Source organism: uncultured Pseudoxanthomonas sp., assembly GCF_947498795.1.
In the GTDB taxonomy this organism is placed as follows: Bacteria; Pseudomonadota; Gammaproteobacteria; order Xanthomonadales; family Xanthomonadaceae; genus Pseudoxanthomonas_A.
Genome location: NZ_CANMLQ010000001.1, coordinates 880,987 through 895,549 on the forward strand (window position 1 = coordinate 880,987; position 14,563 = coordinate 895,549).

Consider the following 14,563-nt stretch of genomic DNA (forward strand, 5'->3'; position numbering starts at 1 on the left):
ACTCCGATGATCTGTCCCGCATAAAATCGCGCGGTGATCCGTTCGTCCGCCTTCCTCCGACCGATGCTGCAGCTGGCCTTGCTGGCGGCGCTGCTGATGGCGTTCGCGCCGTCGGTAACGCGGTGGGTGACCGCCACGGGATCGCAGATGCTGGCAGGCTGGACCGAGTTGTGTACGACCGATGGCATCAAGTGGGTCGATACGCGGGCCGAATCGCCGGTCGCCAAGGCGCCGTTTGGCAAGGCGCCGTCGCCCGCCGGCATGGCGATGGGTGCCGACTGCGCGTACTGCACCCTCGCGGCGGTGTTGCCGTTGCTGCTGCTCTGCATCGCGCTGCTGTTTCCCCGTCTTTCGGGCGGCATCCTCTCCAGCGTCCCTGCGCTACCGCCCGCGCGTCGCCTGCGGCTGCGCGGCCTCGGCGGACAAGGACCGCCGATCCTCCTCTGAACCACAAGACCCTTCGTTGATCGTGCGGCCCGTGCGCCGTGTCCTTGTGCTTTGGAGTTTCCATGTTCCTGATATCCCGGGCGACGCCGCGCGCGTCGTGCCTGTCCGTGGCCATTGCCGCGACCCTCTCGCTTTCCCCCTCCGCGCGTGCCGCCGACGCTGTCGTGCTGCCCGATGGCTCCCGCGTCACCCAGCTCGACACGGTCGAGGTCAAAGGCCACCAGGCCGGCCTCGAGCAGGTCTCCGGCACCGGCACGCGCCTGTCGCTGACGCTGCTGGAAACCCCGGCGTCGGTCACCGTCATCGACCGCGCTGCGCTCGATGCGCGTGGCGTGCGCACCACGCAGGAAGCGCTGGCCGGCATTCCCGGCCTCACCGTCGCGTCGCCGCCGGGCAATGGCAATGCGGTGACATACCGCGGTTTCTCCGGCAGCCAGATCACGCAGTTGTTCAATGGCATCGATGTGCAGTACGCCAGCATCGCCGCCCGACCGGTGGATGCGTGGCAATACGAGAGGGTGGAAGCCATCGGCGGTCCGTCGAGCTTCCTGTATGGCGCGGGTGCGGTCGGTGGCACGATCAACTACGTCACCCGGCTGGCGCGACTGGACCGCGACGAAGCCGCCGTGCAGGCGTCGTGGGGCTCGTTCCGCGACGGCACGCTGGCGATGGGGGCCAACCTTCGCATCGGCGGCGGAGATGCGCGCCAGGCGATCCGTGTCGATGCCAGCACGCGTGATGGCGAGAGCTGGATCGACGGTCAGCAGCGCGAGGCATCGACACTCGCCGCTTCGTGGCTGGCGCAACTGGCGCCGACCCTGCGACACACCCTGGCGGTGGAGGTCCAGCAGGAGGACAGCCATCGTCCATACTGGGGCACGCCGGTGCGCCAGCCCGCCACCAGTCGCCTGTCGGTGCTGCCGCAGACCATCGGCCGCAACTACAACGTCGCCGACGGCTACTACGGACAGGACGTGCGCTGGGCGCGTTCGCTGCTGGAGTGGACGCCTGGCGAGCACGACACCGTGCGCAACACCCTCTATCACTACGACGCGCTGCGAGACTATCGGAACGTCGAGAGCTACCGCCTGACCGCCGGCAACGACGGCGTGATCCGTTCCGGCACGCTGCTGCAGCGGCACGACCAGCAGGTCTACGGCAACCGGCTGGAATGGAGCCACGAAGGCGAACTGTTCGGCCTGCCGACGCAATGGGCGACCGGCCTGGACGTCAGCTACAACCGGCAGACGCGCTTCCCGCTGTCGCTCCCGGCCACGGTGGATACGGTGCGGCTCGATGCGGTCACGCCGGGACGCTTCCTCGATGTACCCGGCACGGCGATCGTCTACACGCCCGACCGCACCAACCGGCTGCACACGCAGGCGGTTTACACGGAGAACCTGACCGAACTGACGCCGTCGCTGTCGCTGCTGACCGGCCTGCGCCATGACCGCATCGTGCTGGACGTGGTGAACCATCGCGCGGTCAGTGCGACCAATCCCGCCCGATTCGAGCGCGAATACTCGCCCACCACCGGACGTGTCGCGCTGAACTGGGCCATCACGCCGCAGGCGAGCGTCTACGCGCAGTACAGCACCGCGGCCGATCCGCCGGCAGGCATCCTCAGCACCGCGAACTTCGCGACGCTACGCGACTTCGACCTGACCACGGGTCGCCAGGGCGAGATCGGCGCGAAGTTCCAGTCGCGCGATGCGCGGAACTTCGCGACGCTGGCGGCATACCGCATCGTGCGCCGCAACCTCGCCATCACCGATCCCTCCAATCCGGGGCAGACGCTGCCGGTCGGCCAGCAGTCGTCCCGCGGCATCGAAGCGACCTTCGGCTGGCGGCCGACGGAGGCGCTGAAGGTCGAGGGCAACCTGGCCTGGGTGGATGCCACGCTGGATGATTTCTACGAGAACGTTGGCGGCGTACCGGTATCGCGCGCCGGCAATCGCCCCACCAACACCCCATCGCGCGTGGGCAACGTGTGGCTGGACTACCGCTTCACGCCACGCTGGTCTGCCGGCGTGGACATGCGTGGCGTGTCGTCGCGCTTTGCCAATGCCGCCAACACGCTGTCGACCGCAGGCTACGCGACATGGGGTGCGCACGTGGGCTTCCGCTGGAACGACAGTACGGAACTGACCGTGCGTGGCCGCAACCTCGGCGACCGCACCCATGTGGTGTACGCGCTGGGCAGCACGATGGCCTACCTGGGCGATCCGCGCAGCTGGGAAGTGGTGCTGCGGAAAACGTTCTGAGGGCCATGCACGGCGGCAACACGGAGTTGGGTAAGGTAGCGGCCGGACACTCGGAGGATGGCTGCCATGCGCGGTCTCGACTTCAGTTCATGGCAGGGCCTGTTGACTACCCTGGCGGGGCTGGCGCTGATCACGGTGATCGGCGTCGGCATCCGCCTGCTGGTGATGCAGACGGTGCAGGAGCGGCGGGCGCGCGAGAATCGGCAGATCAACGAACGGCTGCGCACGCTGATCGCGGCCTACAAGGTGCTCGGCGGTTCGTTCACCGGGTCGCTGGACGTCGATCCTCGCCACTTGCGCGACCTGCGTGCGCAGGCGCGCGACGCGGGCGTCGAGCTGGTCGACGACGGCAGCGACCGGTCACGGCGCATCCGTGATGCCGTCGAGGCGGCGCTGTCGGACATCATCCTGCTGGGCACCGACGAACAGGTGCGGCTGGCCGTGCAGGCAGCCACCGATCTGGCGGCGGGCCGGCCGATCCGCACCGATGCGCTGGTGGTGTCGCTGCGCGACTTCATCCGCGGCGTGCTGGACCTGGAACCCATCCCGCCCTCGTTGGCGATACCGCGGCAAGGTCCGGCGCGGCCGGTCGCCTCCAAGGGCAAGGGCGAGGGCGCGAAAGGCGAGGGACGGCAGGGCGGAGGGGGCGGTGCAGGCGGCGCCGGGATGGGCATGGCCGGCATGGGCGCTGGCGCGGGTATGGGTATGGGGATGGGCGCGGGCAGCGAACCTGATCGCGAGCCGGCGCCCTGACGGTCATTCGTCGATCCAGCGGCGCTCGGGGCCGGGACGCTTGGCCAGCTTGCGCTGCAGCGATCGGCGGTGCATGCCCAGCAGCCGTGCGGCGGCGGAGATGTTGCCTTCGGTTTCGGCGAGCGCCTGCTGGATGTGCTCCCACTCCAGCCGACTCAGCGGGGTCATGGTGTCTTCTGCCGCATCCGCCTCGTCGCCCGGCACGGCGGGGGTCTCCAGCCCCAGCGCACGCAGGATGGTCGGCACGGTGGCCGGCTTGGGCAGGTAGTCGTCGGCACCGCGCTTGATGGACTCCACCGCGGTGGCGACGCTGGCATAGCCGGTGACGAGCAGGATCTGCATGTCGGCGCGCAGCGCACGCAGCGGCTCGATCAGTGACAGGCCGGAATCGTTGCCCAGCTTCAGGTCGACCAGCGCGAAATCCGGTATGCACTCGCGCGCTTTCGCCAACGCGCTGGCGGCGTCCAGCGCGATCTCGGTCTCGATGCCCTTGCGCGCCAGGCTGCGTTGCAGGGTGCGCGCATAGAGTTCGTCGTCGTCGACCAGTAGGCCTTTCATCGGATGCCTCTCATCAGGGAGATTCGTCATTGCCCGCCACCGGCAGGCGGAACTGCACCTGCACGCCCTTCGGCGGCACCGCGCGCATGGTCATGCGTCCACCCAGTCGCTCGATGGTGGCGTGCGACAGGGCCAGGCCCACGCCCATGCCCTCCGGCTTGCTGGTGCGGAAGAGTTGCTCGGACTGGAACGGCAACGCTTCGTGGAAACCGTTGCCATAGTCGCGCACGGTGCCGACCAGCTCGTCGCCTTCGCAGCGCAGGTCCAGGTCCACGCGTTGCGAGCCGGCCTGGCGGCTGGCGTCGGCGGCATTGTTCAACAGCGCCTGCAGCAGGTGACCGGTGGAGGCATCGGTCGCCAGCCACGCCGGCAGGGCGCCGGTGCGCTGCAGTTCCACCGTCGGGCGGATCAGTTGCCAGCGCTGCACCACATCGTCCAGGTCGACGCGCTGGCGCACGCCCATGTCGGCCGAGGCGGCGAGTGCGCGCACGCGGTCGCGGCAGAGGTCGATCAGCTGGCGCATGGTGCCGGCATCCTCGCGGATGTCGGGCTCGCTCGCGTGTTCGCGGATGTCCTCGGTCAGCAGCGTCATCGTCGCCAGCGGGGTGTTGAGCTCGTGCGCGACGGCGGCGGCGTGCGTGGCCAGCGCGACGATGCCCTCGTTGCGCGCGAAGCGCTCGCGCAGGCGGGCCAGTTCCTGTTCGCGCAGGCGCAGCGCGGCGACCAGGCGCGTGGAAAAGTACAGCACGACGCCGGCGGAAAGCACGAAGTTCACCGCCATGCCCCAGAGGTGCACGTTGAAGTGGTCGCCATGCAGGTGCGGCAGTGGCCGGCCGAAGACGGCGGTCAGCACGTAGCCCAGCAGGCACGCCACGCCCGTGGCCAGCACCCAGCGCAACGGCAGGGCCAGCGCGGAGACCGCGATCAGCAGCAGGAACATCGAGCTGAACGGGTTGCCGATGCCGCCGCTCCACGCCACCAGCCAGGACAGCACCGCCACGTCCACCAGCATGTGGGCGAAGGCTTCGGCGGCGCGCTCCTCGCCGGGCCGGCGGCTGCGCCAGGTGGCGTAGACGTTGAACAGTCCCAGCGCACCGATCCCGGCCCACAGCGGCCAGCGCGGCAGATCGATGCCGAGCGGACCGAGCGCCACCAGCACGGTCACCGCCTGGCCCACGATCGCCACCCAACGCAGGTTGCAGAGCGTGCGCAGGAACGAGGGCGACAGGGTCAGCAGCGTATTCGGCATGGTCACATGCTAGTGCAAGCGCGCGGGCCGGGCCTGCGGCATGGCGTCGCAGGGGCGTGCACGAGCCCCCCGGGCGGCCCACGCTACAATGCCGCCATGCACGACGCCGTCACCCGCCCCACTCCTCCCACCGACGCCGCGCCCTGGCCGCGCCGCATCACCCAGGCCGTCCAGATCGGCAATGCCGTCGTCGGCGGTGGCCGCCCGGTGGTGGTGCAGTCGATGACCAACACCGATACGGCCGATGTCGCCGGCAGCGTGAAGCAGGTCGCCGAACTCTGGCGGGCCGGCTCGGAAATGGTCCGGCTGACCGTCAACAACCCCGAATCCGCCGCCGCCATCCCGCGCATCCGCGAAAAGCTCGAGATGATGGGCATCTCGGTGCCGCTGATCGGCGACTTCCACTACAACGGACACCAGCTGCTGGCGGGCGAGCCGGCCTGTGCGGAAGCGTTGGCCAAGTACCGCATCAATCCGGGCAATGTCGGCTTCGGCAAGAAGAAGGACACCCAGTTCGCCCAGCTGATCGAGTTCGCGATCCGCTACGGCAAGCCGGTGCGCATCGGCGCCAACTGGGGTTCGCTGGACCAGGCGCTCGCGGCGCAGCTGATGGACGAGAACCACACGCGCGACATCCCGTGGGACGCCGGCCGCGTACTGCGCGAGGCGCTGATCCGCTCGGCGGTGGATTCGGCCGAACGCGCTGTCGAGATCGGCCTGCCGCGCGACCGCATCGTGCTGTCTGCCAAGGTCAGCGGCGTGCAGGAACTGATCGCGGTGTACCGCGACATGGCGGCCCGCACCGATTTCGCGCTGCACCTGGGCCTGACCGAGGCCGGCATCGGCAGCAAGGGCATCGTGGCGTCGAGCGCCGCGCTGGCCGTGCTGCTCCAGGAAGGCATCGGCGACACCATCCGCATTTCGCTGACGCCGGAACCCGGCCAGTCGCGCACGCAGGAAGTGATCGTCGCGCAGGAACTGCTGCAGACCACCGGCCTGCGCGCGTTCACGCCCATGGTTACCGCGTGTCCGGGTTGCGGGCGGACCACGTCCGAATTCTTCCAGGAGCTGGCCAAGGTCGTGCAGGAACATGTGCGCGGCAAGATGCCGGAGTGGAAGGTCACCCATCCCGGCGCCGAGAACATGACCCTCGCCGTGATGGGCTGCGTGGTGAACGGGCCAGGCGAATCGCGCCACGCCAACATCGGCATTTCGTTGCCAGGCACGGGCGAGGCGCCGGCCGCGCCGGTGTTCGTCGACGGCGAGAAGAAGGTCACGCTGCGTGGCGAGAACATCGCCCACGAGTTCGTCGCCCTGATCGACGATTACGTCGAGGCCAAGTACGCGCGTGCTGCCGGCTGACACGCTGGCGAACGGCCGGCGCTTCATCGCCGGGCTGTTTCGCGAACATGGCGGGCGCTTCGTCCTCCTCTTCCTCTGCCTGCTGGCCCCGTTGTGGCTGTTCGTCGAACTGGCGGACGAAGTCCACGAACTTGAAGCCTTCTACTTCGACGATCCGCTGCTGTGGCGCGCGCATGCGATGGCGGGGCCGGCGCTGGACCGGTTCTTCATTTTCATCTCTGCGATCGGCTACCAGTGGGGCGTGGTGCCGGTCGACATCGCACTGACGGCCGGCCTGCTGATCGCGCGACGCTGGCGTGAGGCCACCTTCGCCGGCGTGTCGTTAGCAGGTTCGGCGCTGTTGAACATGGCCACGAAGCAGTTCTTCCAGCGCGACCGGCCCACCTTGTGGGAATCCATCGCGCCCGAGCACACCTTCAGCTTTCCCAGTGGCCACGCGATGGGTTCGGCCACCTTGGCCATGGTGGTCGTGCTGCTGTGCTGGCACACGCGCTGGCGCTGGGTGGCGGTCGCCCTGGCGGGCAGCTTCGCGGTGCTGGTCGGCGTCTCGCGCATCTACCTGGGCGTGCATTATCCGTCCGACATCCTCGGCGGATTCGCCGCCGGCATCGCCTGGGTGTCGGGTGTCTACCTGGTGCTGTACCGCATCCGCGAGCGGCCGTGGCAGGTAAAAGGCTAGGGCTCCTGTGGGAGCGACGTAAGTCGCGATGAAACGATGCCGGTGGTCTCTCGCGACTTACGTCGCTCCCACATCCTTCTTCATGCTTTTCAAGGCGCGTACGCGCGCTCGCGCTCTTCCTGCAGCCGCTGGCGCAGGTACTGGTCGCGGGTGAGGCCGGCGGGAATCGTGGTGGCGGCCATGACCTCGGCAACGACCTGCGCCTCGCGTGCCTTGTAGGACTGGAAGCGTGGGTCGTTGGCCTGCTGCGCGGCGAAAGCGGCCATGCGCTGGTCAGCGTGTGCGCGATAGCGGTCGGCGATCACGGCCACCTCTGCCGCCTGCTGCGCGGGGTCGTCCACGGTCGCCTTGACCAGCGCAGTCCGCAACAGCAGGGCTTCGCCCGCGGACAATCCGGCGGCGGCCTCGTAGCGGTCGATCTGCCGCTTCAGCGCGTCCGCCCGCTCGCTGCGCTCCACGGCGCGCAGGGAGGCGGCGCGCGCGAAGAAGTCCTTCGCCTCGGCCTCGAAGCGCTGGCGCTCGCGATAGGCCTGCGCTTGCGGCGTGGCCTGCAGGGTGTCGAGCGCCGGGGAGGGGGCACCTGCGGAACCCGCAGGGGCAGGGGGCGTCGTCGGCACTCCCCCGGACGCGGCGTGCGTCCACCAGAGCGCGGCGGCGGTGAACACCAGCAGCGGCACCAGCAGTGTCAGCAGTTTCCTCATGCGTACTCCTCGTGCACCGGGGCCGTCGCCTCACGACGGCCCTCGGGCGCGGACCTCAGCCCATCAGCTGGTCGACCAGCCAGTACAGCAGGTTGAACGGCTTGGCCTTGTCGTCCTTGTCGTCCTGTTCGCTCGCATCGAGCACCTTGCCCTGGCCGTCGAGCACGCTGTCGATGAAGTGCTTCAATTCCAGGTTCTGCGCCTGAACGTCGGCGTTCTTGAAATCGACGATGGTGGTGCAGTGGCTTTCGTTGAGCGCGCGGTACTGCGGGAAGTAGCCGCCGACATTGTTCAAGCCATTGAGGCGATCCCGCAGGCGTGCCGTATCCGTGTTCCAGCGCGCATGGATGCGTGCTTCCTTGGTGGCCTGGTCCGGTGCGTTGGCGATGTCGGGATAGAAGCGTTCGTACGAGTACGACGAGTAATTGAGGTCTTTCCAGAAGTGCGTATGGCCCATGCGGTCGCTGGCGTACTTGCTGGACAGGGCGGGATACAGGGTGCCGAGTTCGTTGAGGTCGAACTGCGGCAGGCCGCTGGCGAGATAGGGCAGCGGGCCGTTCGGCTGGTCGAGGCCCCACGCGCTGCGGATCAGCGCCATCAGCGGCTGCGAAGGGTAGTCGACCGGATTGCCGTTCTTCGGCGTGGGGAAAATCGGGCCGGAATCGTCGATCAGGAAGCTGCGCGTGGGCGCCATGTCGCGCCGCAACGGGTGGTAGCTGGTCAGGCTGCCGGCGCCGCCGGCGCTGCAGCCGGTGGACAGCATCTGCGTCGGGCGGGGCAGGTTGTCCTTCAGCCAGCCGACCACCGCGCGCACGTTGCGTGTGCCGTTGTGGTGCCACACCAGGGGGGCATTGTGCCCGCTCGGGTCGTTGTAGACGGCCACCTTGTCGCCGCTGTAGATGTCGCCGGTGCAGTAGGGCACGTAGACCATGTTCCAGCCCTGCGTCTTCACCGACTCGAACGGGCTGACCCGGGTGACGAACGGACTGACCAGGCTCGCGCCGGGATTCAGCAGGCTCATGTAGTCGTCGGGGATGCCGTTCGGATTGCGTGCACCGCGGATGCCGCCCTGGCCGCTGCAACTGGCGTAGTCCCAGCACGCGCCACCGCCCTCCATGTAGATGATGGTGTTGCGCGTATCGGCGACGCGGTTGACGAAGAACTTGAACGGCGAACCGTCGCCGCACACGGCGCCCGTCGACGGCGCCAGCTGGATGGTCTGCCACGCGTCGTAGCGGCCCGGCTGGAAGCCGTCGTTGAAGCCGGAGGGATTGGACAGCAGCGGATAGTGGCCGGTGCGCTGGGCGGCGGTCACCTTGTTGTCCGCCTTCGGAGGCGAGACCAGGTTCACCAGGGTCTGCCAGAAGCTGTAGTCGCCTTCCTCCGCTTTCAGGGGGGCGGCGACCGCCAGCGTCAGCGTGGCGGCCGCAAGGGCGAGCGGCAGGCGGGCGGGTCGTACGGGTGCAACCATGATCGGATCCTCCGGCGAGAGTCAGGCGGGACGTTCAACGGGATGGACTGCCTTGGCGTGCGGCACGCGTGGGGGCGGCGACCGTACAGGGGCGGATGGTGGTGCGTCGCGACGCCGGCGGCATTAAGCCGGCGTGATGGCGCCGGGTTTGGCTGCCGATACCCCCGACATTGGCCGCGATGCCCCCCTTCCTCGGCGCCGTCGCCGCTGAGGTAAATGCAGCGATCTCGCGTCGCAGCACGTGGCACGTCCGGCATCGGCGGTCATCGCGGCCCGGCAACGCATCGTTGCGGGCCGGTGCCTTGCCGCCGCGCGGGCGTGGATCGAACATGGCCGCTCGCCGACACGCGCGGCGATGATGAGGGGGACGGGGAGCGCGATGCAGGACGTGGTGGACAAGTACGGCGTGGCCCTGGTCTTCGTCAACGTGCTGGCGTTGTCGCTGGGCCTGCCCGTGCCGGCGATGCCCACGCTCATCCTCGTCGGCGCCGGACTGGCGCTGCAGCCGGACACGATGTGGCTGCCGCTGCTCGGCGTGCTGGCCGTCTCGGTGGCCGCCAGCCTGATCGGCGACAGCGCGTGGTTCTACGCGGGTCGCCGTTATGGCAACCGTACACTGCAGTCGCTGTGCCGGCTGTCGTTGTCGCGCGACACCTGCATGAAGCGCACCGAGCGCTTTTACGGCCGTTTCGGCATCCGCGTACTGTCGGTGGCCAAGTTCATTCCCGGGCTGTCGATGGTGTCGGTGCCGCTGGCAGGCGCCATGCAGGCGCGACTGCCGTCTTTCCTGCGCTACGACGGGCTCGGCGCCACGCTGTGGGCCGCGCTGGGGCTGGGGTTGGGCGTGGTGTTCTCGCGGCAGGTCGAAACGGTGATCGACACGCTGTCGCAACTGGGCGCCGGCGCCGGCGTGCTGGTCGGGACCGTGCTGGCGATCTATGTCGCGTGGCGCTGGTGGCGTCGACGCAGCCTGCTGAAGTCGCTGGACGCCGCGCGCATCGAACCGTCGGACCTGGATGCGCTGATGCAGTCGGGAAATGCCCCGGCGCTGTTCGACATCCGTGCGCCAGGCTTCCGCGCGGTGGATCCCTACATCATCCCGGGGGCGATCTTCGCCGACGAGCGCCGGCTCGACGGCATCCTCGCCGGCTATCCGCGCGACGGAAAGATCGTCATCTACTGCGCGTGCCCCGAGGAAGTGTCCGCGGCGTGGATGGCCGGCAAGCTGCGCGCGGCCGGCTTCCACGACGTGCTGCCGCTGCGTGGCGGCATCGACGCATGGCGCGCAGGCGGCTTCGGCGTGGATCCGCTGGCCCGCTGAGCCGCGCCCCGGTCAGTGCTCGATGCAGACGCGGTTGCGGCCTTCGCTCTTGGCGCGGTACAGGGCGGCATCGGCCGCGGCCATCATGCGGCTCACCGTGTCGCGGTCGGGCGTCAGCGCGGCGATGCCGATGCTGACGGTGATCGTCTGCGCGTGGCCCCCGGGACGGAACACCACCGCTTCCACCGCCTCGCGCAGGCGCTCGGCGAATCCGTAGGCGGCGTCCGGTCCGCACTCGGGCAGGAGCACCGCGAATTCTTCGCCGCCGATGCGTGCGGCGGCATCGTCGTTGCGCACGTGCCGGCGCACCAGCGCCGCGATCTGCTTGAGTACGTGGTCGCCGGAGATATGGCCGTAACGGTCGTTGATCGGCTTGAACAGGTCGACGTCGATGATGCACATGGTCAGTTCGCGCTGGTGCCGCATAGCGCGCGCGATCTCCTTCTCGACGGTCTCGATGAAATGCCGGCGGTTGTACATCTCCGTCAGCGCATCGTGGGTGGCGAGCTGGTAGATCTCCTCGTGGTAGTGCGCTTCCACGCTGCTGTGGCTGATGAACTTCAGGATGCTTTCGCCCAGCGTGATGTGGTCGCCGTCGGCGAGCACCGCCTCGCCAACCGGGTCGTCGTTGACCCGCGTTGTATTCGTGGCGCCGAGGTCGCGCACGCGGTAACTGTCGCCCTCGCGCCAGATTTCGCAGTGCAGGCGCGAGACGCTGTTGTGCGGAATGTGCAGGTCGGCTTCCTGGGAGCGGCCCACCCGCACGCGCGCGGTGTCGATGTCGGCCCGCCGGCCCAGGCCTTCGCCATGGATGACCACCACGCACGCGGACCGGTGCGACGCCGGGCGCGGGCCGTCGCTCAGGATGGTCCGTTGCGTGGTCGGTGGATCGTGGGAATCCCGGGACATGCGAAGACGGCTGACAGGTGCGGGCCCGAGTGTAACGGATAGGTCGGTCAACTCACGCTTCCGCTACCATGGCCGGGCGCACCGGGGAAAGTGGCATGACATCGCAACCTTACGACGACCTCGCACCCACCGAGAGCCTGGCCACGCGCCTGCAGGACGCCCCGACGGCGCCCGACGGCACGCTGGCGCCGGGCGCGCGGCTGGGGAGGTACCGCATCGAGGACCTGCTGGGGCGGGGCGGCATGGGCGAGGTCTACCGGGCTGCGCAGCTGGAGCCGGTGCGCCGCGACGTCGCCCTGAAGCTGATGCGCTCCCAGCGCCTGCAGGCGCGCCACCTGGCCTGGTTCGAGGTCGAGCGGCAGGTGCTGGCGCAGATGCGCCATCCCGCCATCGCCCAGATCTACGACGCGGGCACCACGGAGGAGGGCTACCCGTTCTTCGCCATGGAGCTGATCGACGGCAGCCCCATCACGCGCCACTGCCGCGACCATCAGCTGTCGCTGGACGAGCGCGTGGCCTTGTTCATCCGTGTCTGCGAGGGCGTGCAGCATGCGCACCACAAGGGCGTGGTGCACCGCGACCTCAAGCCCGGCAACCTGCTGGTGGATACGGTGGACGGGCGGCCGGTGCCGAAGATCATCGATTTCGGCATCGCCATGGCCGCGTCGCTGGCCGGCGACGCCGCGCTGGAGCGTGCAGGCACTCCCGAGTACATGAGCCCCGAACAGGCGCAGGGCGACGCCGCCCAGGTCGACACCCGCAGCGATGTCTATTCGCTCGGCGTAGTGCTGTGCGAACTGGTGACCGGCGTACGCCCGGAGGCCGTGGGCGAAACCTGGGCGGCGGACACGCCGACCGCGGTGGCGCCGTCGTCGCGACTGGCGGCGCTGCCCGCCGACCAGGCCCGGCAGATGGCACAGGAACGCGGCCTGTCGCTGGCGCGGATGCGCGCGCGGCTGCGGAGCGACCTGGACTGGATCGTGCTGAAGGCCATGCAGCACGACCGTGACGCGCGCTACGACGCGGTCGCGGCGCTGGCCGACGACCTGCAGCGCTATCTGGATGGCCGTGTGGTGGCGGCGGTACCGCCGAGCCGGCGCTATGCGTGGCGGAAGTTCCTGCGCCGCCATCGCACGGCAGCCGTGGCGGCGGGCTTCGGCTTGCTGGCGCTGCTGGGGGGGCTGGCGCTGTCGCTGTATGGCCTGCAACAGGCGCGGACGCAGCGCAGCGTCGCCGAGGCGCGCAGCGCGGAGCTGGAGAAGGTCGCCGCCTTCCAGCAGTCGATGCTGGAGGGCATCGACATCGAGACCATGGGTGTCGGTCTGTCCGAAGGCCTGGTGCGCCAGGTGGCGAGCGTGGATCCCGGCGCCTCATCGGCGTTCGGTGCGACGCTGGCGAAGGCGAGCACCGGCGACCTGGCGCGCGACCTGGTGGATCGCCAGTTGCTCGCCAACGCGGAAGAGGCCATCGCCCGCGATTTCGCCGACCAGCCCGACGTGGCGGCCAGCCTGCGTGAATCGGTCGCCCGCGTGTACGCCGCCATCGGACGTTACGACAAGGCGGCCGAGCATTTCGGCCGCGTCGCCGAGCATCGCGCGGCCGCGCTGGGCGAGGGTGCGCCCGAGACGCTGCGTGCGCGCAACGAACAGGTGCAGGCGCTGCTCGAAGGCGCGCACATCGACCAGGCCGAGACCGTGTTGCAGAAGGCGCTGCCGCGCGCGTTCGCGCTGCCCGTGAACGACCGCGTGCGGGTCAAGCTGGAACTGGCGCAGGCGCAGGTCATCTCCGCACGCGGCGATCGCCCGCGCGCCAAGGGCGTCGTGCAGGCCGTGCAGGAGCGCCTGCTCGCCAGCGTCGGCGAGCGCGATCCGGCCACGCTGGAGGCCACCAACAACCTCGCCGCCGTGCAGCGCAACCTGGGCGAACTGCCCGAGGCGCGCGCCAACATGGAGAATGTGGTGGCGCTGCGCACCGCGACGCTGGGTCCGGATGACGACGAAACCCTGTCCGCCATGGGCAACCTGGCCGTCCTGCGCATCATGAATCGCGAGAAGGACGCGGCGATCGCCATGCAGCGCGACCTCACCGCGCGCTACATCACCAAGCTGGGCAGCGAACATCCCACCACCCTGCAGGCGCGCAGCACGCTGGCCACGATGATGATCGACGGCGGCGACAAGCAGGCGGTGAAAGCCGCGGTTCCGGCGCTGCGCGAGGTACTCGCCGCGCGGGAACGCGTGCTTGGCCGCGACCACCCGCAGACGGTACGCACGCGCCTGAACCTGGCGACCGCGTATGCCAGGCTCGGCGATTTCGCCGCCGCACTGCCGCTGGAAGAGCAGGTCATCACCGCGCGCAGCCGGACCCAGGGTGCCGCGCACCCGGACACGCTGTCGACCCTGGTCAACCATGCCGGCACGTTGCTCAATGCCGGCCAGGCGGAAGCGGCACTGCGCCTGCTGGGCGACGTGCAGCCGCTGGCCTTGAAGACGCTCGGCGAAAAGCACCCGCAAGCGCAGGTCACCATGGTCATCCGTGCCGAAGCCTTGCGCGTGCTCGGTCGGACCGCGGACGCCGTGCCGGAGTACGAGCGCCTGTTCGCACTGCGCCGGCGCGTGCTGGGCGAGACGGACCTGGAAACCCGTATCGCGGCCTGGAACCTGATCGACACGTACAACGAGCTGGGACGCAAGGCCGAGGCCCAGGCCCTGTACGGGCAATACGTCGCCCCCCTGCTGGCGGCGGACCCGAACACGCTGGATGACGACGACGCGGATTTCGTGCAGCGCTATCGCGCCGGCGACCGGCCCGGCAAGCAGCCCGCCAGGCGGGGCTGAGTCGCCGGAACG

Annotated in this window: 12 protein-coding genes; 7 read left to right on the forward strand and 5 right to left on the reverse strand. The window is 69.3% G+C overall.

The window, feature by feature from the left end; genetic code table 11:
- The first annotated feature begins 33 nt into the window (after nt 1-33).
- From Q0907_RS04355 to Q0907_RS04365, 3 genes are all read left to right on the forward strand, one after another.
- Nucleotides 34-447 (forward strand): DUF2946 family protein, encoded by a 414-nt coding sequence (locus Q0907_RS04355; protein WP_296280177.1) that lies wholly within the window; start codon nt 34-36, stop codon nt 445-447.
- A gap of 62 nt (nt 448-509) precedes the next feature.
- Complete coding sequence (locus Q0907_RS04360; protein WP_299341922.1) at nt 510-2,711, forward strand: TonB-dependent receptor; 2,202 nt, start codon at nt 510-512, stop codon at nt 2,709-2,711.
- Between the two features lie 66 nt (nt 2,712-2,777).
- Entirely contained in the window at nt 2,778-3,464 is a 687-nt protein-coding gene (locus Q0907_RS04365) for a hypothetical protein (RefSeq protein ID WP_299341925.1), read from the forward strand.
- A 3-nt stretch (nt 3,465-3,467) separates the two neighbouring features.
- On the opposite strand, the gene Q0907_RS04370 is transcribed toward Q0907_RS04365, so the two are convergent.
- Nucleotides 3,468-4,022 carry a response regulator transcription factor gene (locus Q0907_RS04370; protein ID WP_299341927.1) on the reverse strand — a complete coding sequence of 185 codons (555 nt, stop codon included), beginning with the start codon at nt 4,020-4,022 and terminating at the stop codon, nt 3,468-3,470.
- Nucleotides 4,023-4,035: 13 nt separating this feature from the next.
- On the reverse strand, nt 4,036-5,271 hold the full coding sequence (locus Q0907_RS04375; protein ID WP_299341930.1) for an ATP-binding protein: 1,236 nt from the start codon (nt 5,269-5,271) through the stop codon (nt 4,036-4,038).
- Nucleotides 5,272-5,367: 96 nt separating this feature from the next.
- Between Q0907_RS04375 and ispG the strand changes: the two genes are divergently transcribed.
- Both ispG and Q0907_RS04385 read left to right on the forward strand, forming a co-directional pair.
- On the forward strand, nt 5,368-6,633 hold the full coding sequence (ispG, locus tag Q0907_RS04380) for a flavodoxin-dependent (E)-4-hydroxy-3-methylbut-2-enyl-diphosphate synthase (protein WP_296280182.1): 1,266 nt from the start codon (nt 5,368-5,370) through the stop codon (nt 6,631-6,633).
- 4 nt (nt 6,634-6,637) lie between these two features.
- Nucleotides 6,638-7,312, forward strand: coding sequence for a phosphatase PAP2 family protein (locus Q0907_RS04385; RefSeq protein WP_299342621.1), 675 nt, complete (start codon nt 6,638-6,640; stop codon nt 7,310-7,312).
- A gap of 89 nt (nt 7,313-7,401) precedes the next feature.
- Here the strand turns inward: Q0907_RS04385 and Q0907_RS04390 are convergent, their stop codons facing one another.
- Together Q0907_RS04390 and Q0907_RS04395 are read right to left on the reverse strand one after the other, a co-directional pair.
- Nucleotides 7,402-8,013, reverse strand: coding sequence for a hypothetical protein (locus tag Q0907_RS04390; protein WP_299341933.1), 612 nt, complete (start codon nt 8,011-8,013; stop codon nt 7,402-7,404).
- Between the two features lie 55 nt (nt 8,014-8,068).
- Nucleotides 8,069-9,484 (reverse strand): pectin acetylesterase-family hydrolase, encoded by a 1,416-nt coding sequence (locus Q0907_RS04395; RefSeq protein ID WP_299341936.1) that lies wholly within the window; start codon nt 9,482-9,484, stop codon nt 8,069-8,071.
- Between the two features lie 379 nt (nt 9,485-9,863).
- Here Q0907_RS04395 and Q0907_RS04400 point away from each other — a divergent pair, with 379 nt between their 5' ends.
- A complete protein-coding gene (locus Q0907_RS04400) occupies nt 9,864-10,805 on the forward strand; it encodes a DedA family protein/thiosulfate sulfurtransferase GlpE (protein ID WP_299342623.1) in 942 nt (313 codons plus the stop codon).
- 12 nt (nt 10,806-10,817) lie between these two features.
- On the opposite strand, the gene Q0907_RS04405 is transcribed toward Q0907_RS04400, so the two are convergent.
- Nucleotides 10,818-11,714, reverse strand: coding sequence for a GGDEF domain-containing protein (locus Q0907_RS04405; RefSeq protein WP_296280186.1), 897 nt, complete (start codon nt 11,712-11,714; stop codon nt 10,818-10,820).
- A 95-nt stretch (nt 11,715-11,809) separates the two neighbouring features.
- Between Q0907_RS04405 and Q0907_RS04410 the strand changes: the two genes are divergently transcribed.
- Nucleotides 11,810-14,551, forward strand: a complete 2,742-nt coding sequence (locus Q0907_RS04410) for a serine/threonine-protein kinase (protein ID WP_299341939.1) — start codon at nt 11,810-11,812, stop codon at nt 14,549-14,551.
- Nucleotides 14,552-14,563 lie beyond the last annotated feature (12 nt).

Coding starts and splice junctions, on each gene's coding strand:
- Q0907_RS04360 (WP_299341922.1), top strand. CDS start 510: ATGTTCCTGATATCCCGGGCGACGCCGCGCGCGTCGTGCCTGTCCGTG.
- Q0907_RS04365 (WP_299341925.1), top strand. CDS start 2,778: ATGCGCGGTCTCGACTTCAGTTCATGGCAGGGCCTGTTGACTACCCTG.
- Q0907_RS04370 (WP_299341927.1), bottom strand. CDS start 4,022: ATGAAAGGCCTACTGGTCGACGACGACGAACTCTATGCGCGCACCCTG.
- Q0907_RS04375 (WP_299341930.1), bottom strand. CDS start 5,271: ATGCCGAATACGCTGCTGACCCTGTCGCCCTCGTTCCTGCGCACGCTC.
- ispG (WP_296280182.1), top strand. CDS start 5,368: ATGCACGACGCCGTCACCCGCCCCACTCCTCCCACCGACGCCGCGCCC.
- Q0907_RS04390 (WP_299341933.1), bottom strand. CDS start 8,013: ATGAGGAAACTGCTGACACTGCTGGTGCCGCTGCTGGTGTTCACCGCC.
- Q0907_RS04395 (WP_299341936.1), bottom strand. CDS start 9,484: ATGGTTGCACCCGTACGACCCGCCCGCCTGCCGCTCGCCCTTGCGGCC.
- Q0907_RS04400 (WP_299342623.1), top strand. CDS start 9,864: ATGCAGGACGTGGTGGACAAGTACGGCGTGGCCCTGGTCTTCGTCAAC.
- Q0907_RS04405 (WP_296280186.1), bottom strand. CDS start 11,714: ATGTCCCGGGATTCCCACGATCCACCGACCACGCAACGGACCATCCTG.
- Q0907_RS04410 (WP_299341939.1), top strand. CDS start 11,810: ATGACATCGCAACCTTACGACGACCTCGCACCCACCGAGAGCCTGGCC.